Annotated in this window: 20 protein-coding genes; 9 read left to right on the top strand and 11 right to left on the bottom strand. The window is 40.0% G+C overall.

All coding sequences use genetic code 11. The features are described 5' to 3' along the window. Positions 1-301 precede the first annotated feature (301 nt). From BLR27_RS05480 to BLR27_RS05460, 5 genes are all read right to left on the bottom strand, one after another. The gene (locus tag BLR27_RS05480) at positions 302-2,668 is read right to left on the bottom strand and encodes a S9 family peptidase (protein ID WP_090701517.1); all 2,367 of its coding nucleotides are present in this window, start codon (positions 2,666-2,668) and stop codon (positions 302-304) included. Between the two features lie 107 nt (positions 2,669-2,775). Continuing rightward, the gene (locus tag BLR27_RS05475; RefSeq protein WP_090701513.1) at positions 2,776-3,309 is read right to left on the bottom strand and encodes a hypothetical protein; all 534 of its coding nucleotides are present in this window, start codon (positions 3,307-3,309) and stop codon (positions 2,776-2,778) included. Between the two features lie 8 nt (positions 3,310-3,317). Then, positions 3,318-5,054 carry a M14 family metallopeptidase gene (locus BLR27_RS05470; RefSeq protein ID WP_090701510.1) on the bottom strand — a complete coding sequence of 579 codons (1,737 nt, stop codon included), beginning with the start codon at positions 5,052-5,054 and terminating at the stop codon, positions 3,318-3,320. 38 nt (positions 5,055-5,092) lie between these two features. After that, complete coding sequence (locus BLR27_RS05465) at positions 5,093-6,736, bottom strand: M14 family metallopeptidase (RefSeq protein WP_090701507.1); 1,644 nt, start codon at positions 6,734-6,736, stop codon at positions 5,093-5,095. Positions 6,737-6,838: 102 nt separating this feature from the next. Next, positions 6,839-9,550, bottom strand: a complete 2,712-nt coding sequence (locus BLR27_RS05460) for a M14 family metallopeptidase (protein WP_090701503.1) — start codon at positions 9,548-9,550, stop codon at positions 6,839-6,841. A 170-nt stretch (positions 9,551-9,720) separates the two neighbouring features. On the opposite strand from BLR27_RS05460, the gene BLR27_RS05455 reads away from it, so the two are divergent. After that, positions 9,721-10,485, top strand: coding sequence for an EcsC family protein (locus tag BLR27_RS05455; protein WP_090701499.1), 765 nt, complete (start codon positions 9,721-9,723; stop codon positions 10,483-10,485). Between the two features lie 87 nt (positions 10,486-10,572). Here BLR27_RS05455 and BLR27_RS05450 read toward each other — a convergent pair whose 3' ends face one another. Beyond that, entirely contained in the window at positions 10,573-11,118 is a 546-nt protein-coding gene (locus BLR27_RS05450; protein ID WP_090701496.1) for a DinB family protein, read from the bottom strand. A gap of 26 nt (positions 11,119-11,144) precedes the next feature. Continuing rightward, entirely contained in the window at positions 11,145-12,377 is a 1,233-nt protein-coding gene (locus BLR27_RS05445; RefSeq protein ID WP_143007703.1) for a hypothetical protein, read from the bottom strand. A gap of 71 nt (positions 12,378-12,448) precedes the next feature. Between BLR27_RS05445 and BLR27_RS05440 the strand changes: the two genes are divergently transcribed. The 4 genes from BLR27_RS05440 to BLR27_RS05425 are packed head-to-tail and all read left to right on the top strand — an operon-like array spanning position 12,449 to position 16,929. Then, complete coding sequence (locus tag BLR27_RS05440; RefSeq protein ID WP_090701490.1) at positions 12,449-14,122, top strand: amidase; 1,674 nt, start codon at positions 12,449-12,451, stop codon at positions 14,120-14,122. Positions 14,123-14,163: 41 nt separating this feature from the next. Continuing rightward, positions 14,164-15,561, top strand: a complete 1,398-nt coding sequence (locus BLR27_RS05435) for an aldehyde dehydrogenase family protein (RefSeq protein ID WP_090701483.1) — start codon at positions 14,164-14,166, stop codon at positions 15,559-15,561. Positions 15,562-15,565: 4 nt separating this feature from the next. Next, positions 15,566-16,381 (top strand): maleylpyruvate isomerase N-terminal domain-containing protein, encoded by an 816-nt coding sequence (locus BLR27_RS05430; protein ID WP_090701480.1) that lies wholly within the window; start codon positions 15,566-15,568, stop codon positions 16,379-16,381. Positions 16,382-16,392: 11 nt separating this feature from the next. Continuing rightward, positions 16,393-16,929: a YfiT family bacillithiol transferase gene (locus tag BLR27_RS05425; RefSeq protein ID WP_090701477.1), complete on the top strand. Its 537-nt coding sequence runs from the start codon at positions 16,393-16,395 to the stop codon at positions 16,927-16,929. Between the two features lie 54 nt (positions 16,930-16,983). On the opposite strand, the gene BLR27_RS05420 is transcribed toward BLR27_RS05425, so the two are convergent. Beyond that, positions 16,984-17,664: an OmpA family protein gene (locus BLR27_RS05420; RefSeq protein ID WP_176767614.1), complete on the bottom strand. Its 681-nt coding sequence runs from the start codon at positions 17,662-17,664 to the stop codon at positions 16,984-16,986. A 90-nt stretch (positions 17,665-17,754) separates the two neighbouring features. Here BLR27_RS05420 and BLR27_RS05415 point away from each other — a divergent pair, with 90 nt between their 5' ends. From BLR27_RS05415 to BLR27_RS05400, 4 genes are all read left to right on the top strand, one after another. Beyond that, the gene (locus BLR27_RS05415) at positions 17,755-18,582 is read left to right on the top strand and encodes an SDR family oxidoreductase (RefSeq protein WP_090701469.1); all 828 of its coding nucleotides are present in this window, start codon (positions 17,755-17,757) and stop codon (positions 18,580-18,582) included. 199 nt (positions 18,583-18,781) lie between these two features. Further along, positions 18,782-20,002, top strand: coding sequence for a C40 family peptidase (locus BLR27_RS05410; RefSeq protein WP_090701465.1), 1,221 nt, complete (start codon positions 18,782-18,784; stop codon positions 20,000-20,002). 26 nt (positions 20,003-20,028) lie between these two features. Beyond that, positions 20,029-20,289: an RNA recognition motif domain-containing protein gene (locus tag BLR27_RS05405; protein WP_090701462.1), complete on the top strand. Its 261-nt coding sequence runs from the start codon at positions 20,029-20,031 to the stop codon at positions 20,287-20,289. Between the two features lie 395 nt (positions 20,290-20,684). After that, positions 20,685-21,077, top strand: a complete 393-nt coding sequence (locus BLR27_RS05400) for a DUF1573 domain-containing protein (protein WP_090701459.1) — start codon at positions 20,685-20,687, stop codon at positions 21,075-21,077. 69 nt (positions 21,078-21,146) lie between these two features. On the opposite strand, the gene BLR27_RS05395 is transcribed toward BLR27_RS05400, so the two are convergent. From BLR27_RS05395 to BLR27_RS05385, 3 genes are read right to left on the bottom strand one after another with little or no spacing between them, the layout of a single operon-like run. Beyond that, entirely contained in the window at positions 21,147-22,082 is a 936-nt protein-coding gene (locus tag BLR27_RS05395) for an SMP-30/gluconolactonase/LRE family protein (RefSeq protein WP_090701456.1), read from the bottom strand. Between the two features lie 17 nt (positions 22,083-22,099). Next, on the bottom strand, positions 22,100-22,885 hold the full coding sequence (locus BLR27_RS05390; RefSeq protein ID WP_090701453.1) for an SDR family oxidoreductase: 786 nt from the start codon (positions 22,883-22,885) through the stop codon (positions 22,100-22,102). 23 nt (positions 22,886-22,908) lie between these two features. Further along, positions 22,909-23,610 carry an ABC transporter ATP-binding protein gene (locus BLR27_RS05385; protein WP_090701677.1) on the bottom strand — a complete coding sequence of 234 codons (702 nt, stop codon included), beginning with the start codon at positions 23,608-23,610 and terminating at the stop codon, positions 22,909-22,911. Between the last annotated feature and the right edge of the window lies 1 nt (position 23,611).

Here is a 23,611-nt window from a genome sequence, read left to right as displayed (position 1 = left end):
GGAGAGTTTCAATTACTCTTAAATGAAAAAAGCGGTCAGATATTAACTATCTGACCGCTTCCCCCAAAAATTACAATTAAAAACTTGTATACCTTAAAGCTTTTATCCGTCTCTCAGAGTACAATCTCTGCATGACTGAAAGGCGTTTAACTATTCGTTGAACAAATGGCCTTAAGTTTGATTAACCTTTATTTTATAAAATTACAACTTTTCATTATTTTTCTCAAATAAGTTTTCCACATTTTTATTTTCATTTATCGCTTGTCTAGCCGCCTTAAATGTGCTTTTTAAGCAATTTCACCTATTTTTTTAATGTATTCTCAAATAATTTAAAGATGCGTTTATATTCATCGGTCCAGCTCGAAGGTTCAACAAATCCATGATCTTCAACCGGGTAAACAGCAAGTTCCCAATTATCCTTTTTAAGTTCTATCAGGCGCTGGGATAAACGGATAATGTCCTGAAAGTGGACATTCACATCCACCATTCCGTGAGCCATCAGCAGGTTTCCTTTCAGTCCTTCTGCGAAATAGATCGGCGAACTTCTTTTGTATGCCAGTTCGTCATTTGCTGGTTCATTGAGAATGTTTGCAGTATAACCATGATTGTAATGAGCCCAGTCGGTAACTGAACGTAAAGCACCACCGGATTTAAAAACTTCCGGGGTAGTAAATAAGCCCATCAGGGTCATAAAACCACCGTATGATCCTCCATAAATTCCAACATTCTCCGGATTAACACCATATTTTTCAACCAGCATTTTTACTCCGTCAACATTATCAGTGAGGTCTTTTCCTCCCATATGACGATAGATCCCTGTACGGTGATCACGACCATAGCCTGAACTGGCTGTATAGTCAATATCGATCACTGTATAGCCGTTATCGGCTAATAAGTTGTTGAACATATACTCCCTGAAGTATTGGCTCCACCAATAATGTACATTCTGCAGGTACCCGGCACCATGAACAAATACCACAGCCGGCTTAGATGGGGCCGGTTTTTCAGGCTTGTAAACACGTGCATAGACATCTGAGCCATAACGGTTGGTGAATTTTACCATTTCCGGCTCTCTCCAGGCATAAGATTTAAACTCTTCACTTGGTGAATTTGTGATCTGCTCAGGTTTTGCCCCGGCTTTATTTTCCTGGATAAAAAGCTCCCATGGTTTATTAGAAGAGGAATGTCTGATTGCCAGCCATTTTTCATCGGGAGAAAGGCTAACCTCATTGCCGCCCTTCATGGAAGTCAGTTTAACAGATGTTCCGCCTTGTACCGGGATCCTGTAAAAGTGGGTGATACCCGGATGCTCCATGTTCGCACTTAAGTAAAAGCTCTTCTTATCATTTGATAACTGGAGGCTCTGTACTTCATATTTCCCGGATGTGATCTGTTTTTTATCTCCAGTATTCACATTCAAAGTATAGATATGTGAATATCCTGTTGCTTCGCTCTGGAAATAAATGGTATTGCTGTCAAGCCATCCCAGATTGGCACCGCCAAAAAATCCGCCAATACCCGGACCACCAATCCATGCTTCATCACGCTGACGGTCTAACAGAGATAGTTTTCCGCTTTGCTGATCCAGTTTCATGATCCAGCGATCCTTATTGTCCAATGACGAAACAACCACTACAGCATGTGATCCGTCCGCATTCCAGAAGGGGCCATTGATCGAAACTTTACGGTCCTCATTCTTCTTGGTTCGTTCTTCGAGTTGTTTGGGATAGTCTTTTAAATAATCAGGCAGGTCCTTAATCCCAGGGATGTCCTTCGTTATGATCGGATAAATAGTATCTCTTTTTATATCGTACACATAACTTTCGTTAACTGCCAATGCATTACCAACCTTGGTGCGACCGTTGATATCTTCGGTATATCCGCTTTCGGTGATATAATTCGGAACTATTGTATTCTTGTTTCCTTCGGCACGTTTCATTAAACGGAAGGCGATATATTTTTCATCCGGACTCAGGCGAACGCTCATTAGAAAACTACGCTCATCCAGATAGAATTCTTTTGGACCCTTTACTGCATCGGCCTTGTTTTTTTCTTCCCTGTTCTTACGATCTTCCTCTCTTTTTTTGATGATCTCGAACTCATTGATCTGGTCTTGTCTTAGCCACTGATCCTGTTTGCTCAAAGCACTTTCCGGACGTTTCCTTGTACGGGTAAAGTTGCTCAGCTGAACAAGTGTGCCACCATTTACTGCCATACTGAACAGGTTGTCGCCACGCTGGAATAATACTTTGCTTTCATCTGCATTAAATACCGGATTATTTTCCCGTTCCAAAGTGCTGGTGAGGGTGTTTTCCTGTCCCGAGCTCACATTACGGATAAAAATATCTCCGTTTCGTTCAAAAAGCACTTTTGATCTGTCTTTTGAGTAGCTTATGGATCCTTTGTTTAAGGATCTCTTAAAATCATCCGATGTTTTTTGTGGTTTGCGGCTATCGATAGAGATCTGGTATAACGGATCCTCTTTTACGCTTTCCGGATTCCAGTTAAAATAAACAGTACGGCTGTTGTTATCCCATTGAATATTTGATGGAGAAACACCCATCCATTTAGGATCACGCATGATCTTTTCCACACTAAGGGTGCCCAGATCCTGTGCATTTGCAGATAGATAGCTGGCGATCAATAAGAAGATTAATAGTTTTTTCATCAGAATATAATTTGTTTTTTAATGGTTATGAAGCTTGCATGAGCTTATTCATTCCGGTTTGTGAGCGGTAAGCTCATGCAGGTTTCATATTTTGTTATATAAGCTTTTTAGTTTTCTAAATTAAATTCAGCCTTGAACCGAAGTATATTATTGCGTTCAAGGATATAGTAAAATTTCTTTTTATCGGGGCTAAATTCCATGATCCAGCGGTTTGTTGCTGCTGCAGGAAGAAGTTTTGCAGTAAATTCATCTGCCGGAAAATACTGCGCCAGTGCTGTGCTTATCTTTATGTCAGAATCTCCGCCATAATTAGTGATACTATCCGGACTTCCATCATCATGGCGATGGTCGTGCTTCAGCTGTATTCCATTTTTGGTTTTTGTGAGAATCCAGGTGCGAGATTTATTTTCACCAACTTGAAAGGGCATGCGCAGCTCAGATCTTTTATGCTGATTTACTTTGAAGCTTAATTTTTTACCCCAAAAATCATTCGCTTTTATGGTATCGGGCATATATATAGCCTTGCCATAAAAAGTTTTACCTTTCAATGCTTCCAAATCTTTAAAAAAGGCTTTATCAGCTTGTGCGAATATCAGACTACTGATCAATAGTAAAACGGTGGTGATGCTTATAGCTCTCATATCTTTTTCTAGTTAGATCTGCTGGCAATTCCGCCTTTTTTGCTGTCAACCTTAACAGAATATTTACCGGCATTCTGAATGATCCAGCGAACGGTAACCGTGCTGTTTCCCGGAATATTCGGAACTCTGATATTTTCCGCATCATTCTTTTGTTCAGAGGTGATATTAAGATCCCGGTTATTGACGATCATACCTGCGATCACTTTCGGACCGGTCAGGCTGATCATATCAGGCACTTCGATCTTATATTTCAGATCCTGACTGGAATGAGTTGGCATTAACCGCTTATTTGCAATCACCGCAGTTACCTCTTTTAAGCCTCCGCCAAGATCCTTTTCAGAGATCTCTTCTACCGAAAGCTTTGGAGTATGGTAGGCATGGTATAAAGTGAATGACATATTTCGGTGCGCATCACTCTCCAGAAGAAATCCCGGATGTAAACGGCCAAAGGATTTTTTAAATCCACCAATTTCAATATCTCCATATTGGTGGTGCTTAAATGCTTTCCAGTTCACAAATGCATCATTAAATAACAGGTTGCGGTCAAAGGAATATTGAGTTGCCTGTGAATTGCTATCTCCCGCTTTATTATACATCAGAAAGTTGGTCCAGAGTTCATTGGAAAATGTATAAATACCACGGCCTCCGTAGAACCAATCAAGTTCGCCGCCGAATACAGAGTACAGATCCTTGTAAACCACTAAATATTTATAGCCGGGGATCAGTTCTTCTCCTTTATTTCCCAAAGCATCGTAAACCTGAACATCCTGTGCATTGTAGGTGTCAAGATCTTCGAGAGCACCAGGTCCGCGCAAGATCATTCCACCATTATTATGGTATGACTGACCTGCAGCAATATTGGGATGCTTCATTACGAAATCAGCGATGGACCGGTTTTCAGGCAATGAAAATGGATATTTATAGGCTCCGCTCTGGATATAGTTTGGCTGCCAGTTCCATGCCCAATCACGATTAGGATCATAAAATCCTTCACCATCTTCATTTACATCTCCATCTCCATCGTTATCAATGCCTTCATAGCCCAATAATTCATATTCTCCCTGCTGATCAACGCCTACACTGATCATTCTTCTCGGATCATCCTGGTCAGCTATGAAACGACCATTCGGATTTTTTCGGCGCATGAAAACGATATGTCCATCGCCATCAAGGTCATCGTATCCGTCCTCATTTATAGAACCATCCCTGTCATTATCAACCGGGATCATGCCCGAGCGTGGTGAGTTTGCATTGTTTGCAGCATGGATGAAGTTATCACGTGCATCCGGATTAATGGTTGGAGCTATGTAAAAGGTTTTATCAGCCAGAAGTTCCTGAATGTGCTTTGTGTCTGCAAATGATTCGGCAAGGTACCAGGCAGTGTACAGGGCAAACTCACTGCCCTGAATTTCATTCGAGTGGATATTTCCGTCAATATACATGGCAGGCTTTTTTGAAGGGTCGCCGGTTTTAAAGTCGGAAATGGTCATTACCCACATCTCTTTTCCCATAAAAGACTTACCCATCGATTCCACTTTAACGAGATCAGGGTAGGCCTTTGCTAATTTCTTACAGACTTCAGTGATGGCTGCATAATCATTGTAGCGGTTCCAGCTCATTGGTACTTTTGGATTCGCCGGACTTCCCGATGCCTTCAAGATCTGTTCAGGCTGCTGTGCAAATAAGGCAATGGCCAATGACAGCAGGGGAAGGGTAAAAAATATTTTTTTTATGATAAGTTTCATGTTTTCTCTTTATTAATTGTGAAAGATCAAGTGGAATATTACAAAGCTAATTCAATGCTTTTTGAGCCACTTGTTGGGCTGCCCGCATCAATGCTTAGCTTTCCTGATCCTTTGATCAGCCAGGTCAGTGTTTTATTACCCTGTCCTTCAATTGCATCTATCATCTGGTTCTTTCGCCCACTGATAATACTTTGATTTGCTGAAGGAATTAACTTAACACTGATCTTTTTTACCCAATAACTGCGCTCCCCGACTTTGGTCTGCGTGGCCAGGGCTCCATTATTTATTAGTGTTGCAGTTACCCTTGTAAGCCCATCTCCCAATTTTTCTTTTTTAATATTAATCAGGTCGATTGAGGGTGCATTTTTACTTAATTCAAGAATAAAATCATGATGTTTTTTTACCAGTCCTTCAACCAGTTTATATGGAGGATTTATTAATACGAATGGATCAATTCCACCCAGCTCAACATTTTGTCCGGGGAAATCCGGATGATCGATCTTTTTCCATTCTGCAAAGCTGCCTTCGATCTTTTCGCTTTTTGCCCATCGCAAATAATTGGAGACCTGGTCTTCAATTTTAAGATCCTTTTCCTTTCTGGCAGTATCTGCTTTAGCTTTTGGAACCCACCAGCCCGGCGTACTGAAGCTGTTTCTTCCATAATGGAAATAGGCCCAATTTGCGAAATCGCCGCCAGTGGCACTGCTTTTAGGAGCATCTTTTAAACCTGTTACTTTATTATAGAGCTCAGAAACCTGTGCATTGGTCTTTGAATCTGCTTCATAGTACCCGCTAATTACTCTTTTTGCAACAGCCGGGGCATTGAATGTAACCGGCACAGAAAGGTTGTTATAGGGCCCGAAAGTAATTACGGAGTGGATATTGAACATTTCAAACAGGTTATCCAACAAGGCTCTGTTCTCATTTTCTGATACCATATGTTCTCCTGATCCGGGAACAAAATTAGGATAGGCATAGCTCATATTCTTGTTAAAATGAACGCCACCCTCACCGTCTTCGTTGAAATTTCCGTCTTTATCATTGTCTAAACCTTCAGAAAAGAGAAGATATTTACCGATTTCTCCTTTGGATGGATCTGCCAGGATCATGGAACGTGGATCTTCAGGATTGGATCTGTATTTTCCTGTTGCATCCTCAACACGGATCCAGTTAATTTTCCCGTCTTTATTGAGATCTTCAAAAGGGTCTTCGTTTATTTTCCCATCGCGATCATCATCTGTAGGGCGGGCATTGGAGCTTCGTGCATAGCGAACCTGTGAAAAATATTGTTCAGTGGCATCAGGGCTCATATTAGGGAAAACATAAAATGTATTTTTTGCTAAAAGAGCCTTGATGCTATCCTGGGATGAAGCATTTAATAGTTTTTCAGCAAATCCAAGAGCAAGCTCTGTACCCAAAAGGTGGGATCCCTCAACACCTCCAACAATGGCAATTGCAGGCTTTTGGTCAGTCTGCCCGCTGCCGATAGTGAGCATCCAGATATCTTTACCGCCAAATGTTTTGGTCAGTGATTTTACCCTGACCAGTCCGGGGTAAGATTTAGAAAGTGCGTTTATCCGCTGGGATACTTGTGCATAATTGCTGTAATCCTGGGCATTTGTTTCTCCGTAAAAGAGAAAAATACCCATCAGCAAAACAATGGTTTTGGAAATATTATTCATGAAATTGATCGGTTAGTTTCAGCCGATTAAATTACATAAATAATTTAATTCCTTTGATCTATTCAGATTTCCTGTCTATAACCTTACACAGTATGTTCAGCATTATTTTTCCGCACCTGAGTATAACTGGTTAAAAAGCAGCTTAAATGTGCCATGTGTTTGTGCTCTGAAGGTAATTTCCGGTCCGAAGGCATACAGTTTACCTTTACCAACTTTGGCTTCAAAGGCAGTTATTCCATCTCTCAGGTAAGCCTGTCCCCATGCCCATCCACTGCGCAATGGTGCAGAGGTAGAAAACCATAATATTGGTTTGATATCTCCTTTTAAAATATCATCAGTGGAGATTCTGAACACCGGACTATTATTAAAATAGACATCCGCTTTTTTCGGCATTCCCCATGCTGATGCCAGATCGTTATCAACGCTCACACTCAAAACACTTCCTGGTACATAGTATTTTTCAGCTGGTAACCTGCGTTCCTGACCGTCTTTTCCCATCTCAACGATCGCATTTCTGACCGGTAGATCCAGATGATAAGCCAGATTTGTACTGCTTCCAATCGTAACGATCTTCCCGCCCTGTTCCATGAATTTCTTTAGTTCAGGAATAGATTTGTCCTGACTGATCCGGCCTAACTGAGCTCTGAATTCCGCTGGTATTGTTTCAGGTTTAGGGTCTGACATTCCAGCAGAAGGAGTACGGGTAGAAATGGCCGGTATTGCACCCGGAACGAATATGATCACATCATATTTCGAATGAAGGTTACCAGCATCAATATCCTGTGGATAGATAAGCTTTGCTTTAAACCGATATTGTTCCATTAATAACCTTACCCAGCCCGAAGACATAGAGCCTCCATAGGTATCCCATAATGCTATTCGTAATTCTGAAAGTTTGATAGTATTCTTAGGTATCTGTGAAGTGCCTCTAACCTCCAGCCCCGGATTTGAAACCATATCCTGAAGAATTTTTCTTGCTTTTGTACTACCCGGAATGAAAAAGTCACCTTTATTTTCGCCTTCACTGATCCTGAATATATTTTCTTTAGCCTGTAAAAGTTCGTTGACTGCTGTAAATGCGTTGTTTGCTTCTGCATTGATCAGATAGCCTTTTTCTGAAGCAATCGCTCTTTCTTCAGTACTTTGAAGTTCGCCATAAGGAATACGCTGGAAGGGTCCGTTAAAATCTTCCTGGAAGCGATCGAACTCAACATTCATCAAATACGCCAATGTCCATCCGGCTGCATCATATGGAGCAATTGGAGGGCCACCTTCATATTGAAAATCATTTGGGTGGTCTTGTGGTTCAAACATGTCCAGAACATGTGGCCTGAATGCCTGATTCGTTTTTACAATAAAAGAGCCTTTAGGGTATTTTTTATCATTCAGGATAAAATCTTCGCTTGCTTTATGTACAAGAATACCTGAACGGATCAAGGCGTTGACAAACTTAGTGGCAGTTTGAAAATCGGCCTGTCCTGCCGGTATGATATAACCTCTTGCATCTCTTTTTGCAGGGTCATGCATTACCTGGTCAAAATATTTTGTTGGGATAGTCTGTTTTCCGGATGTTCTGGTCCCTCCAAGATCTTTTTGATGAGCATCTTTAATGGCTTCAATCTTATTTGGTGACAGCCCCCAGGTATCTTTACTGCCTTTTTCGATAGAATTCTTTCCCATCAGGTAAATATTATAAAGCAATTCATCGCGGTGTCTCTGGGCATAGTTTAAAACCGCATAATTCATGGAAATGGAATAATCTATTGACTGCCTAAAATGCCATTTTTGAGGTGTCACCGGAAAGGTTGTTCCCGCATTCGGAATTAACCTTTCAGGAACCAGCGTGATCTCTGATGGAGTGGGTCCTCCTATAGTTTCAGTCAGCAATCCTACCATATTATGAAAATAGGTGATCGTTCTTAAGCCTCCATTATACCAGGTAGAGAATACTGATCCGTTCTTTTGGGTATAACCGGGTTTATTTTCAGTATTTAGCCTGCTGTTCATCGCTGCTCCAACCGCATCAAGGCTGGTCATCAGAATAGGATCGAAAACATAGTTGAAAGGATCACGGTAAGGTGCACCTGCCACAACTGAGCCTTCAGGGCCTCTCTGATGGTGATTATACATGATCTGCGGTAACCACTCAATAAATAATTGATTGCTGATATTTTGTGTCTCCTTCAGGTTCATCATGAAGAAATCACGATTGTTATCATGCCCCGCATACTTCTCATATAAACGCGGCAGATGTTGTAGTGAACGCTTTTCAGGTGTTTTTTCGCGCATATACCAGTCACTAACCAGCTCATGTCCATCGGGATTTGCATGCGTCATCAGGATGATGGTATTTTCAAGGATGCGCAAAGTCTCGGGATCTTTGCGGCTGGCAAGATTCCAGGCAGTTTCAATGAGTTGGTGGATCCCCAGAGTTTCAGTTGAATGTAAGCCTCCGTCAATCCAGACTATTGCTTTTCCTTTTTCTGCTAAATCCCTGGCTTCCTGTTCAGAAAGTCCCTCAACACGTGCCAGTTTTTGTGATATTTCTTTGTAATAGTCGAGTTTTTTTAAATTCTCAGGTGATGAAATGATCATCATGGGATGAGTGCGTCCTTCTTCTGTCTTTCCTATACCGAGTAGTTTTACACGGTCTGAGCTTGCAGCCAGTTTTTTAAAATACTCTTCGGTTTGAGTAAAATTGGCAAGCTGATAATCATCGCCGATAGTAAAACCGAAATGTTCTTTTGGAGATACCTGAGCAAATAAATTGCTTATCAGAAACAGACTGATGAGCAGAAAAGAAAGTTTACGCATGTTCATTGGTTTGGTTAATGCAAGTTAGTAAGTTCTGCATCAATTGAAAGCCATTGATTTTGGTATTTCATTCAAAGAAAAATGGCAGATTCAAATTTTATAGATTGAATATTCTGACAGATAATTTCAGTAAATTGCTTGAATTGGCCTAATCTTGAATATATAAGCAGATGCTACCTTACGAAATCAAAGCCTATAAGGAACTCGAACACTGGAAACTGAAGATTCAAAAAAAGCCTTCAATTCTGGATAAGCTCGCCAAGGGTATGCAAAGCCGTCTTAATAATCTGATCCCGGAGAAAGTTCATAATGCAATTACTATTGCGATTGAAAAGATGGTCAAAGCAGTTCTTTTTGGTGCAAAATATATCACTAAAGAGGCAAGGGAAGATAGTTCATTACAGCTTAGAGAAGCTTTTGTGAAGGAAAGGATTGAGTTTTACAGAAAAACAGCCTCAGCCGAAGGAGCTGTGACAGGTGCAGGTGGTTTTTTGCTTGGTCTTGCTGAATTTCCAATTCTGATCGGCATAAAAATGAAACTCTTATTTGACATTGCAGCCTTATATGGTTACGATGTGAAGGATTATAAGGAACGTTTGTACATTCTGCATATTTTCCAGCTCGCCTTCTCAAGTCAGCAGGGCAGGAATCAGGTGTTTAAGCGGATGTCAGACTGGGATTCCTATGTTAAGTCGCTCCCGGAGGATGTGGAGCATTTCGACTGGCGTACCTTTCAGCAGGAATACAGGGATTATATTGATCTGGCAAAAATGGCTCAGCTTATACCTGTTATCGGAGCAGCAGTTGGTGCCATCGTCAACTATAAACTGATCAACAAACTCGGTGAAACTGCTATGAATTGTTACCGGATGAGGAAGGTTAGCCCCTTGAAAATTTTAAATTCTGGAAATAAAAATCTTACACGAAACAGGTGATATATATCTCAGCTGCAAGAGTTGAACTAATCATCTGATAAGATTATTCGAACAGAAAAAATTTAATAAGGCAATGTATTCCTATTATCAGAATAATTTTTCATTGGGTGGCTTGATACCTTTTAATCTAAGATAGATCGTTGTTTGTGCACGGTGGTGGGTTTGATGTTCAAAGGCTTTATTCAACCATCCAAACTGGTCTGTCTCATAATTCCCCCTTTTTACCAAATTGTCCATTTTTGATGCATCCATATTCTTTATAGATTCAATGGCATAATCATAGCATTCAAGAACAACCCTGGTCAAAGCTGTTTTATTTTTATACTCATCCATTTTTTCAAGGACTTTCCCCTGGAAGATAGGCTCAGCCCCGGTTCCGATAGAGATTATACCAATTGTTCCCTGCGACATATGGAGCATTTGCTCTGCGAAACTGCGGATATCTGCCATAGGTTTAAAATTAATACCATCCTCTGGCATGGCATCAAGATATTCTTTGGTATAGGCTTTTGCTCTTTCCCAGTCAATGATCATGTTCGCTTTAACGACCTCATTGTTAAGGCCCTGTGCAATCAGAGAGTTACTGATAAGCAGTATCCCAAAGAAAAATAAAAGTGTTTTTAAGCTTTTCATAATTTCTTCTTTGAATTTTTAATAGATCAGCGTAATAAATTCCCGGATATATCCACTCGTATGTTATAGGGTTGAAGATATTTATCGGCCAGAATACCAAATTCTTTTCTGCTAATATTTCTTTTGGGATCATAGACACTGTTCAGTTTAAAGCTTACCTTCCAGCCTTCTTCTATCTCCTTATTGAGCTCATTCCCGCGGTTAGCAATGAATTTGAACAGACTGATCGCATCATCAATAGTTAAAGTATCTTTTTTATTATCCGCAAACCAAAGCTGACTTCTTGTGTAGAATTCTCTCATGGAGCTTCGTAGGTCTTCAGCTTTTACAAACCCGGCAGTGTCAAAATGTATCTTGCCATTTGTTAAACCTGATTTTATAAGTCCGCTAAGACCCAGGCGCTGAAAAGTGAGAAAATTAGGGTCTTTCAGCTCAATATCCGAATAAGGGATAAGTATTGCATCAAATGCCAGTAACTCGCCCTGTACTACCCGCACATTTATGTTTTTTGTGCTTGTATTGAAGAAAGCACAATAGGATGCAATGGTGCCTGCAGCTTGTCCCGCAGACATTTTTGATAGCTTTATTTTGCCGGTCTGTTTAGGAATGATGATGAAATTTTCTACTGCCTGAGGGATCAATGAACCCATAGGAATCGTAAAAGGGGAACTATCCTCCAGGTATCCAAGGGCTACCGAACTTCTGTAAAGTTTATTTTCAAAAGGATTAGTACTGTTGCCGGTGATGACCATAGTTTTTTTCACATCTATCTTAAGCATAGACGCAATAGAAAGATTTTCGGTTGCATCAACTACCACATCAGCCTTTATCTTCTGACCGCCTTTTAATCTTATTTCCCAGCCTTTCCCGTCTTTTTTGATATCATCAACTGCATTGTTATTATTAATAGTCAGGTTTTTAACAGAATCACTGATGCTTTTAATCAGATTAGAGGCCTGTTTAAGAATAACAGGTAAGGCAATGATCGAGTCTGTGGCTTTTGATCTCCTTCTTTCTTTCAGAGAATAATGATTTCTAATATTCTTTATAAAAGGCAGATCCTCTTCAGAAAATATTGCATTAAGGGATAAGGATTGAGTCAGATACATGGTCTTTGCACCTGATCGGGCAGATTGTATAGATGCCGCAACTGCTGTGGGTGTATTACCGATTACCAAAACACCAGTTTTTGTGGTTTGTGCCTGCAAGGAAATACAGGTACCCATTAGTATAAATAAGATGGAAAGTCGACGTGTCATATAAATATTATCTGAGGGCTTAATTTACTGTTTCTTTCATTAAATTTATGCTCAACCATAAATAACATCCTATGAAACTCATTACCCGCCGAAATAGTATCATTGCTATGCTTTGCCTTTTAAGTTTTACGCTTGGTGGTTTTATCACCCAAAAGGCAGAAGAAGAAAAGATCAGCATTTCTCTGGTTAAACAAGCTCAAAAAATCATGGGACTTGATTTTACGGATGTTGAGGCTGACTCTATGCTTACAGATCTGGAAGGACAGCGAAAAAGCTTGGTAGCAATACGCAAATTAAATATTCCTAATTCTGTTTCGCCGGCCTTGAATTTCAATCCGCTTCCGGTAGCGTACCAGTTCCCGGACAAGGCAAACTATTTTAAAGCATCATCCGAGCTGAATTTGAAAATGCCTGCAACAAAAGATGATCTTGCCTTTTTTACTGTCAGACAATTAGCTGAACTGATCCGTACCAGACAAATATCTTCTGTTGAATTGACCCGCTTTTTTATTGACCGGATCAAAAAATATGATCCGAAATTACTATTTGCAATAACAATTACTGAAGAGCGTGCCATGAGGAATGCAAAAAAGGCTGATGCCGAGATCGCTTCCGGTAAATACAGGGGATTATTACATGGAATTCCTTTTGGAGCAAAAGACCTTCTGGCAGTAAAGGAATACAAAACTACCTGGGGATCAGTTCCTTATAAGGATCAGAATATTGATGTGGATGCAACCGTTATTACCAAATTGGAGAGTGCCGGTGCTATACTGATCGCAAAAATGACTTTAGGCGAATTAGCTATGGGTGATGTGTGGTTTGGTGGCAAAACTAAAAATCCATGGGATCTTAACCGAGGCTCCAGCGGCTCTTCAGCAGGATCTGCATCAGCGGTGGCTGCCGGATGTATGCCCTTTGCTATCGGATCTGAAACTCTTGGATCTATTGTTTCACCTTCCTCAGAATGTGGCACAACCGGACTCCGTCCGAGCTTTGGCAGGATCAGTAAATATGGTGCAATGGCCTTAAGCTGGAGTATGGATAAGCTTGGCCCTATAACCAGAAGTGTGGAAGATTGTGCCATCGTATTCAACGCTATTCAAGGGGCAGATGATAAAGACCTGAGCCTGATTTCAGCGCCTTTCAACTATAGTTCACCCATTGGATCAAGTCTGAAGGGAATTCGGATCGGGTATATCAAGTCCGAATTCAGCAGAAAGTATGCAAATTCAGCAAATGACAGTTTAAGTATCCTAAAATTAAAAGAAATGGGGGCTGAGATGGTTTCGCTGGAACTTCCTGAATTGCCTTACAGAGATATGCTGATCGTTCTTTCCGCTGAGTCAGGAGCTGCTTTTGAGGAGCTGACTTTGTCGAATCGTGACGACCTGATGGTGAAACAGGATAAAAATGCCTGGCCAAGTGGTTTCAGGTCTGCTCATTTTATACCAGCTATAGATTATATTCAGGCCAACAGGGCAAGAACGATGCTAATTGAGCAGCTGAATAAAAAAATGAAGGGTATCGATGTTTTTATTGCACCTGCATTTGGGCAAAATTTGCTGGCTACAAATTTAAGTGGTCATCCCTGTGTAGTTTTACCCAATGGTTTCAGAAATGGCTTGCCTGCAAGCATTACCTTTACCGGACAGTTGTTTGGCGAGGGTAAATTATTGAAAATCGCACAGGCCTATCAAAAGGCAACAAACTTTAATCAGAAACATCCGGCAATGAATTTTTAGAAATCAGTACACCTGCTTAAAAGCTGGATTTATTCTCCATTATGCAAGAAAATCTCAACCAAATATTTGAGCTGCAAAGGGCTCATAGCTTAATTTTAAGAAATACCACTGCTTATGAAAGGAAGGAAAAGCTCAAAAAGCTAAAATTTCTGATTCAGGAGAATGAAAGGCTGATCTTTGATGCACTGGAGAAAGATTTGCGCAAGTGTGAATTTGAAGCTGCATTAACAGAGGTTTACTTTGTTTACGCTGAAATCGATTTTGCAATAAAGAATCTTTCCTCCTGGATGAAGCCCAGAAGGGTTTCTGCAAGTATGAGTAGTTTGTTCACAAAAAATCGAATATACTATGAGCCTAAGGGCGTTTCTTTGATCATTGCCCCATGGAATTATCCCTTTCAGCTTCTCATAGCCCCCCTGGTTTCTGCAATTGCTGCCGGGAATACAGCTATGCTCAAACCCTCCGAACTAAGTAGCGCGACCGCTGCCCTTGCCACAAAATTGATCAATGATCATTTTGAAAGCAGGGAAGCTGCCTGTTTTGAAGGTGATGCCACTTTATCTGAAGCGCTTTTAAAATTACCATTCGACCATATCTTTTTTACCGGAAGTCCGAAGATCGGTAAGGTTATAATGGAAGCTGCGGCTAAGCATTTGAGCTCGGTAACGCTGGAGTTAGGAGGAAAATCACCGGCAATTATTGCCGAAGATGCGAACCTGGAGAAAGCAGCAGAAAAGATAGTTTGGGGTAAGTTTATGAACTCCGGGCAGACCTGTATTGCCCCTGATTATGTTTTAGTTAAAACAGAACAGGAGCAGGAGTTTCTCAGGCTTGCATCAGAGAAGATCGATCAGTTATACCGTAAAAACAATATGCTTGATCGATCAAGTTATGGAAAGATCATTAGCTCAGGGCATTACAATCGGTTAAAGGATCTTAGGAATAAGGCTATTGAGGAGGGTGCAGTCATTGTGAAAGGGGGTACAGATAGCGATGAAGATCAAACTCTTGAACCAACTATTTTAAACAGGGTATCTCTTTCATCGGCAATTATGCAGGAAGAGATATTCGGTCCATTATTACCGGTAATTACCTATTCCTCTATTCAGGAAGCGATCGATCTGGTCAACCAAAGAGCAAAACCATTGGCCTTATATATTTTTTCAGGTTCAGATTCAATAGTTCAGGATACGATCAGGCAAACTTCTGCCGGCGGAACTTGTGTAAATGATGTGGTTTTGCATATTTCTAATCCCAACCTCCCCTTTGGCGGCATTGGCAACAGCGGGAATGGCAGCTGTCATGGTTTCTATGGATTTAAGGCTTTTTCTCATGAACGAGGGGTAATGTTTCAGTCAACCATGGATTTCAGTAAATTCGCATATCCTCCATATGGAAATAAAGGCGGATTGTTAAAATGGTTTAAAAAGATCCTCTGATCATATGATTGATGTCTTACCACTCTTTCCCCAACTTGATTCTTCACTGATTGAGGTTCTGTCTGGCTTAAGTCCGCAGCAATGGAATAATGATACCATTTGTAAGAAATGGAGAGTGAAAGATATAGTGGCACATTTACTTGATGGGGCAATAAGAAGATTATCCATCGGCCGTGATGGCTATAAGATGACTGTTGCTGAGATAAATAACCAGGCCGAATTACTTGATTACCTTAATAATTTAAACGCCGGATGGGTTAGTGCTTTTGAAAGAGTTAGCCCCATGATCCTAGTTGCTCAATTAAAAATAATTCAGGAGGAATTATACCTTTATCTGAAAGGTTTGGATCCTGACGATAATGCGATATTTCCGGTCTCCTGGGCAGGTGATGAAATTTCTGATAATCGTTTTGACATTGCCAGAGAATTTACTGAAAGGTGGTTACATCAACAGCAGATCAGGCAGGCTGTGGGTGCCCGCTTATTGCTGGACCGACACCTCTATAACCCATTTTTGGAGATATGTATGAAGGCTTTGCCCCATCACTTCAGAGACCTCCATCCTGTTGTCAACACGATAATTTCTGTGGAGATCGTTGGTGATGCCGGTGGGGTATGGACAATAATCAGGCGGGATAATAAATGGGAATTTACTCTTACAGAAGGGCCGTCAGATGCGCATGTTTATATTGATCAGAATATAGCATGGATGTTATTCTCTAAAGGAATTGACATTTATGAGGCCGGCCAGTATTGGCAGGTAACAGGTGATCAGGACTTAGGTCGCCATGCACTATTAATGCGGTCATTCATGGTTTAAAAATAATTAATATGAGTACAGATCTTGAAAAACTAAAATACCCTATTGGCAAGTTTACCTACAGGGAGCTTGAAGATGATGAGTATGCGATCCTGATTGACAGACTCGCTGAATTGCCGTCTAAAATCCGCCTGGCAGTTTCCAATCTGGATGATGTGCAGCTGGATACTCCATACAGAGAAGGAGGCTGGACCCTCAGGCAGGTTTTACATCATCTTCCCGACAGTCATGCAAATGCTTATATACGTTTCAAATTAGCATTCACTGAAGACAATCCTACGATCAGATTGTATCATGAAGAACGCTGGGCTGAATGTGAGGAGGCTAAGTACAGTCCGGTTGAAGATTCTCTTGACCTTCTGGATAGCCTTCACAGAAGGTGGGTTTCTTTTATAAGAACATTCAAACCTCAGGATTTCGCCAAAACTTATTATCACCCTGAACGGGGTAGAAATTATTCTCTGGCCGAAGTGCTAAGTATGTATGTCTGGCATGGAGAGCATCATCTTGCACATATAACAGAGACGAAGAAGTACAGAGCCTGGTAAATAAAAAAGCCGCATTGGAGTAATCCAATGCGGCTTTTTTAAAAAAATTATTATTTATTGAACACTTGATTTTGCTTCTTGTTTCATTGTTTCATTAGCAACGATCACGATCTCAACACGACGGTTTAAAGCTCTGCCCTCTTCAGTTGTGTTATCTGCGATTGCTTCACTTTCACCTCTTCCTTCAGTTGTTAAACGTGATGCAGTGATTCCCTGAGCAATAGTATAAGATCTAACTGCTGCTGCACGACGTTCTGAAAGTTTCAGGTTGTATGCATCTGTACCAGTAGCATCGGTATGTCCAACAATTAAAATTGTTGTTTCCGGATTGTTTTTAAGTGACGTTGCAAGACTCTCGATATTAGAACGTGCATTTGTTTTCAGGGTATTTTGGTTTACATCAAATAATATACCTGAGTCAAATTTTACAATAATACCTTCACCTTCACGGATAACTTCTGCATTTGGAATTGATTGTTTAATTTCTTCAGCCTGGCGATCCATTTTACGACCTATTAATGCACCCGCTGTACCACCGATTGCACCACCGATGATTGCTCCAACAGCTGTATTACCAGCTTTCTTACCAATTATGGCACCAAGTGTACCACCTGTTGCTGCACCAATTACTGCACCTTTTTGTGTTTTTGTGGCAGTTGCACAGCCTTGAAACAGCAATGTTGATGTAGCGATGGCTAATCCGAATGTTGCTATTCTTAAATTTGTTCTTTTCATGATGATCTGTTTATTTCTACCAGAATTGTTTCAAACCTAATGCCAAAAGCAGATTAAGGATTAATCGATGTACATTTGACATGAAAATAAATGGAAAATAAAGGAACAATAAGTCTATTGGGATGCGGATGGCTAGGTTTTCCGCTGGCTCTCAACCTTATTTCAAGGGGGTTTAAGGTTAAAGGAAGCACCACAAGTCCGGATAAACTAGCGATCTTTAAGGAGTCTGGTATTGACCCATATTTAGTACAATTTGATACAGTAAGCAATAATCCTGATCTGCATGACTTCCTGGATGCAGATATACTAATCGTTTCTGTTCCACCAGGACGAGGAAGCATTGATGGCATGGCTAATTATCGGAAAATGGCTGAAACTATTAAAGATCAATTAGTTAATAGCAGAGTATCCAGACTGATCTTCATAAGTTCCACATCAGTTTATCCCGATTCCAATTCTATACTCACAGAATTTTCATCTATAGATCCGGAAACTGAATCCGGAATTGTTTTAGCAGAAACAGAGGCCTTATTATCAAGCTTAAACATGAAGGTAATCCTGCTAAGATTATCCGGATTGATCGGCCCAAAGAGAATGCCAGGGAGGTTTTTTGCGGGGAAAACAAATATTCCAAACGGCTTGGCGCCTGTAAACATGATCCATCAGGATGATGTAATAAGTCTGATCAATTGCCTGATAGATTTTGAAACCGCAGAAGGGGTATATATTGGTTGTTCTCCATCTCATCCCAGTAAGGAAGAGTTTTATACCCTTGCTGCAAGTTCAGAGCAATTGAACCCTCCAACTTTCATCTCCGAAAAACTCAGGTGGAAACTCATTTCCAGTGAAAGAACTAATAGAGAATTGAATTTTACCTATAAATATCCATCCTTAATGGATTGGCTTAGGAAAATTTAGTCTCCAGTGCTGCTCTTTCTCAATCTTTGAACTTTTAGATCCTGTAATTCAAATGCTTAAAATTCAGGTTTACAAAAAGGTAACAACCCCGTATTTTTAATACTTATTTCATATTCTTTGTTTAAATTTATGAATTATATGAAATTGGGATATGTATCGTTCAGATTGAACAACATCCAATTTTCGACTTATTTGTTATATGAAGAAACTTTTTTTAATTGCGCTGATCCTATTTATCAGTTCGTCTATAGAAGCGGCCCTGCCTGATTCAACCCTTATCAGGAGAGTTAACGAGTTATCAGCTCAGATTCAAAAAAAATATGCTCCTGATAAAAGAACAGAATTTTTTCAGCTCAAACTTGAAACATCAGAACCTTTAGCATTCAATTTACAGGTGAGTAAGCCGGAAGCAATTCAGGAATTTAAAGCTCTATTAAAAGCAGAAAACATATCGGTGATCATCAATGATGAGATTTTACCTGCTAAGAATCTGGCGGAAAAGATCTATGGTGTTGCCAACCTTTCAGTGATTAATACCCGATACGCACCAAATCATGCGGCAGAGATGGCTACTCAGGCCACCTTAGGAACCCCGGTTAAAATTTTAAAAAAGGAAAAAGGTCATTTTTTTGTTCGTACTCCTGATAATTATTTATCCTGGACTGAAACAGGGGGAGTTACTCCTATGAATAAGGCAGATTTTGAAAACTGGCAGGCTGCAGAGAAAGTAGTTTATACTGATTTATTTGGATTCGCATATTCGGAGGCTTCTGAATCATCCCTGCCGGTTTCTGATCTTGTAGCGGGCAATATTTTACAGGTCTTATCTGAAGCAAACGGATTTTACAAAGTTTCTTTTCCCGATAAACGTATCGCCTATATTTCTATTAAAAAGGCTCAATCTTTTGATCAGTGGAAAAACCGCCCTGATCCTACTGCCGAGCAAATATTGAAAACAGCACGTAATTTTCTTGGCATTCCTTATTTATGGGGAGGGACATCTGTTAAAGGAATGGATTGTAGTGGGTTCACCAAAACCAGCTACCTGCTCAATGGGATAGTGCTTCCTAGAGATGCTTCACAGCAGGCCTTAGTTGGTGATAAAGTAGATATTCATGATAATGATACGCTAAGTATTTCAAAGGCATTGAAGAATTTGAAGCCTGGTGACCATTTGTTCTTCGCCGGTGATAAGCGGAATATGAGAGTAACCCATACTGCACTATATATTGGTAATGGTGAATTTATTCAGGCCGCAGGACTAGTCAGAATCAATAGCATGATCAGCGGATCAAAGAATTATGATGATTTTCAATCCAGAACGCTGGTTGGTGCCCGACGTGTATTAACAGCTATAGGTGGTCCTGAAATTACCAGGATCGACAAACACCCATATTACCAGGGGATGGTAAATCAATAAATAGAAACTAAACAATTAATAAACATATGAATATTTTCGTTGGAGGCCTTCCATTTAAAGTAGATGAAAGGGAGTTAAGAGAAATTTTTGAAAAATACGGTGAACCTACTTCTGTGAAGCTGATCATCGATAAACAAAGTGGCCGAAGTAAAGGCTTTGGCTTTGTCGAAATGGATGATGAAGCAGCCGGACAGCAAGCCATTGAAGCACTTGACGGAACCGAATTATATGGCCGGAAAATTGGTGTGCGGGTTTCTGAAGATAAAAAACCGGAACGACGTTTCTAAAACTTCATTTTTTAATATCCTTTACCTCTGAAAAGGGGGTAAAGGTTATGGCTGATATTTAAAAGAAATATCTGGAATTGTTTTATTACCACCTGATTTTAATGATATCTTGCTGTAGAGCATGATAAATTCTTTGTGCTTTGGCAATGTCTCAGGTAACATTTGAATAACAATTGTTGTTTATTTGATTTCTAATCACCTAAATTATTAATTTTGTTGATATTAGCTAACCCCGCTTTCTTTTAATCTGATTCGAATAGTATTCGGATTAGGGAAAACGTAAAACCAAAACCGTTTAATAATTATGAAACCTGCATGAGCTTATTGCTCGTATAACGAATTAGATATAAAAGCTAATGCAAGCTTCATTACCCTTAAAAAACAATTAAATTATTATGAAAAAGTTAATCATTCTTTGCAGCGTAGTATTTTTATTTGCGTCTGTAACAGCATTTAAAGTTGAAGAAAAAGCTGAATTCAAGTTTGAAAAGGAAACTCATGATTTTGGAAAGATCCCACAGGGTAAACCAGTAAGTGTTGAGTTTAAGTTTACAAACACTGGAGATGAGCCATTGATAATAAGTAATATAGAAAGCGTTTGTGGTTGTACTGTTCCAAAATACACGAATACACCTGTGTTAAAAGGTCAGTCTGGTACTATTACAGTTACCTATAACGCTGCTGCACTTGCTCCTTTCAGTAAGGGCTTAACCATCAGGTCAAATGCAAAAACACCGATTAAAGTAATTTACATCAAAGGTGAAGTGGTTGCAGCTCCTGCTGAATAAATAGATCTAAAAGTATTAAAAAAAGCCCTTTGAGTTAATCTTGAAGGGCTTTTTTGTGGATGAGCTTTTTTAAATACCCTTTACCCTCATTTGTAATGTGTACACAGATGTGCTTGAAGTCATGAACAGTACATCTCTGTTCTTTCCGCTGAAACAGACATTGGCTGTCCATCCCGGAATATCTATATGCTCAATTTGTTTACCTGAAGAATTAAAAACAGTTACACCCCGGCCGGTTAGATACAAGTTACCCTTGTTATCAAGTGTAAGTCCGTCAGAGCCCATTTCTGCAAACAATGTTCTGTTTATTAATGTTCCGTTTTTAGCGATACCGTATTTATAGGTTTTCTTGTCGCCTATATCGGCAACAAATAAGCTTTTTCCATCTGCTGACCCTACAATGCCGTTCGGTTTTACCAGGTTACTATCAACAATGACAGGAATTTTTTTGCCTTTTGCTAAATAATAAACATACTGTCCATCTAATTCAGTTTTCTTTCTTTCCCAATAGGGCCGCTGATAATAGGGATCTGTAAAATAGATACCTCCTTTGGAGTCGATCCACAGATCATTGGGCCCATTGAAAAGCTTTCCCTGATAGTTATCTAAAAGAACTGTTGTTTTTTTATCAGCACTGATCGACCAGAGTTCGTTTTTCTCATCTGCAGCAGTAATAAGATTGCCTTTCTTGTCGAAATACATTCCGTTGGAACGACCGGTTTTGTCAAGAAAGACAGTTAATTGTCCATCGGTACTGTATTTCCAAATTTTATCATTCGGCTGATCGGTAAAAAATACATTGCCTTTTTTATCAACCGCAGGTCCTTCGGTAAACTTGAACTGGTTTGAAATTAGCTTTAGTTTTGCGTTTTCAGCAATTATTTTAGTTTCAGTATCCTGATACCTTGGAGGTGAATTTAAATGTAATGGAGATACCCCTGCTAAAGTAAAACAGGCCGAAATTGGAATCAAAATGCTTAACTGGATTATTTTAAGTGTATTCATGGTTAATGAATTAAGATTTACAATGAAGGAGTTTTTCCGCCATCTACAGGAACATTGATTCCATTAATATAAGATGCTGCAGGGCTGGCAAGAAAAGCTATTGCTGCTGCAACCTCTGTGGCATCTGCAATTCTTCCAGCAGGGATAGTGCTTACCATTTCATTTTTTACTGCCTCAGTACTTTTGCCTTCCTTTTCTGCGATGGAATTGATCAGGAATTCCAGTCTCCCGGTCATGGTAAATCCCGGTAAAACATTGTTGACAGTAATTCCAAATGGGCCTAGTTCCAGTGCCAGGGTCTTTGCCCAGCTTGCAACCGCCCCACGGATAGTATTGGATACACCCAGTCCTTTTAATGGAGTTTTTACAGAGGTCGATATGATATTAATGATCCTCCCAAATTGATTTTTCTTCATTCCTGGGACAATTGCCTGAACAAGTATCTGATTGCAGATCAAATGCATGTTAAATGCATTGATAAATTCTTCCGTAGCGGCATCTATAGCTTGGCCGCCTGCTGGTCCGCCAGTGTTATTGATCAGAATGTCGACACTATTTTTTGTTGTATAATTTTCGATGATACTTTTAAGCAGCGTGGGATCTGTAAAATCAGCAATTAATAGATCATGTTCCTGACCTTTCTGAATAGGCAGTTCTTCTAAAACTAGCCGAAGTTTTTCTTCATTTCGTGCAAGCAGGGTGACATTTGCTCCCAATAGAGCAAGTTCAATTGCTGTGGCTTTTCCAATTCCCTGAGTACTTCCGCAAACCAGTGCTCTTTTTCCTGTCAGATCTAAATTCATTGTTAAAATGCTTCAATTAAATGCTAAGATAATACAGAAAAGTATTGTTCCAGCTCCTGAAGTGTATTTGAATTTGTAGCAATGTCCTTGATTATCTTTCCCTTTTCCATCAATAGTATGCGATCGCACACTTCAGTGACATGGTTCAGGTCATGGCTGGAAACAATGGTAGTGATCTGTTTTTCTCTGCTTAATTCCTTCACTATGTTTTTTAGACGGATCTGTGTGCTTGGGTCAATATTGGCGAAAGGCTCATCCAGCATCAAAACTTGCGGATTCTGTATCAGGCTTGCAGCAACACCAACTTTTGTTTGATTTCCCTTGGATAGGTCACGGATGTATTTTCCTTTTTTTAAGATCTCCCCATTGAAAAATTCAGTAAACTGCACTAGTTCTGAATCGATCTGTGCCTTGTTTTTATTGTGGAGTCCACCTATAAAATGAAAATATTCTTCAGGGGTAAGATAGTCGATCAAAAAACCTTCATCCAGATAGGAGGCAGTATAATCTTTCCATTCTTCATTATCAGCAACGTTTTTCTCTTTAGACAATACCTCACCTGCATCCGGTCTGATCAGGTCGAGCATCATGCGAAAGAGTGTTGTTTTTCCGGCACCGTTATTTCCCACCAGACCAATTGATTCGCCTTTTTTAATATTCAGCTGAGGGATGTTCACAACCGTTACCCCATTATATCCTTTTTTTAAATTTTTTATCTCAATCATA

Origin of the sequence: Daejeonella rubra, assembly GCF_900103545.1 — a bacterium.
Lineage (GTDB): Bacteria > Bacteroidota > Bacteroidia > Sphingobacteriales > Sphingobacteriaceae > Daejeonella > Daejeonella rubra.
Note: the sequence above shows the minus strand (reverse complement) of the source record. Positions and strands in the feature narration are given on the sequence as shown.

Coding starts and splice junctions, on each gene's coding strand:
- BLR27_RS05480 (WP_090701517.1), bottom strand. CDS start 2,668: ATGAAAAAACTATTAATCTTCTTATTGATCGCCAGCTATCTATCTGCA.
- BLR27_RS05475 (WP_090701513.1), bottom strand. CDS start 3,309: ATGAGAGCTATAAGCATCACCACCGTTTTACTATTGATCAGTAGTCTG.
- BLR27_RS05470 (WP_090701510.1), bottom strand. CDS start 5,054: ATGAAACTTATCATAAAAAAAATATTTTTTACCCTTCCCCTGCTGTCA.
- BLR27_RS05465 (WP_090701507.1), bottom strand. CDS start 6,736: ATGAATAATATTTCCAAAACCATTGTTTTGCTGATGGGTATTTTTCTC.
- BLR27_RS05460 (WP_090701503.1), bottom strand. CDS start 9,550: ATGCGTAAACTTTCTTTTCTGCTCATCAGTCTGTTTCTGATAAGCAAT.
- BLR27_RS05455 (WP_090701499.1), top strand. CDS start 9,721: ATGCTACCTTACGAAATCAAAGCCTATAAGGAACTCGAACACTGGAAA.
- BLR27_RS05450 (WP_090701496.1), bottom strand. CDS start 11,118: ATGAAAAGCTTAAAAACACTTTTATTTTTCTTTGGGATACTGCTTATC.
- BLR27_RS05445 (WP_143007703.1), bottom strand. CDS start 12,377: ATGACACGTCGACTTTCCATCTTATTTATACTAATGGGTACCTGTATT.
- BLR27_RS05440 (WP_090701490.1), top strand. CDS start 12,449: ATGAAACTCATTACCCGCCGAAATAGTATCATTGCTATGCTTTGCCTT.
- BLR27_RS05435 (WP_090701483.1), top strand. CDS start 14,164: ATGCAAGAAAATCTCAACCAAATATTTGAGCTGCAAAGGGCTCATAGC.
- BLR27_RS05430 (WP_090701480.1), top strand. CDS start 15,566: ATGATTGATGTCTTACCACTCTTTCCCCAACTTGATTCTTCACTGATT.
- BLR27_RS05425 (WP_090701477.1), top strand. CDS start 16,393: ATGAGTACAGATCTTGAAAAACTAAAATACCCTATTGGCAAGTTTACC.
- BLR27_RS05420 (WP_176767614.1), bottom strand. CDS start 17,664: ATGAAAAGAACAAATTTAAGAATAGCAACATTCGGATTAGCCATCGCT.
- BLR27_RS05415 (WP_090701469.1), top strand. CDS start 17,755: ATGGAAAATAAAGGAACAATAAGTCTATTGGGATGCGGATGGCTAGGT.
- BLR27_RS05410 (WP_090701465.1), top strand. CDS start 18,782: ATGAAGAAACTTTTTTTAATTGCGCTGATCCTATTTATCAGTTCGTCT.
- BLR27_RS05405 (WP_090701462.1), top strand. CDS start 20,029: ATGAATATTTTCGTTGGAGGCCTTCCATTTAAAGTAGATGAAAGGGAG.
- BLR27_RS05400 (WP_090701459.1), top strand. CDS start 20,685: ATGAAAAAGTTAATCATTCTTTGCAGCGTAGTATTTTTATTTGCGTCT.
- BLR27_RS05395 (WP_090701456.1), bottom strand. CDS start 22,082: ATGAATACACTTAAAATAATCCAGTTAAGCATTTTGATTCCAATTTCG.
- BLR27_RS05390 (WP_090701453.1), bottom strand. CDS start 22,885: ATGAATTTAGATCTGACAGGAAAAAGAGCACTGGTTTGCGGAAGTACT.
- BLR27_RS05385 (WP_090701677.1), bottom strand. CDS start 23,610: ATGATTGAGATAAAAAATTTAAAAAAAGGATATAATGGGGTAACGGTT.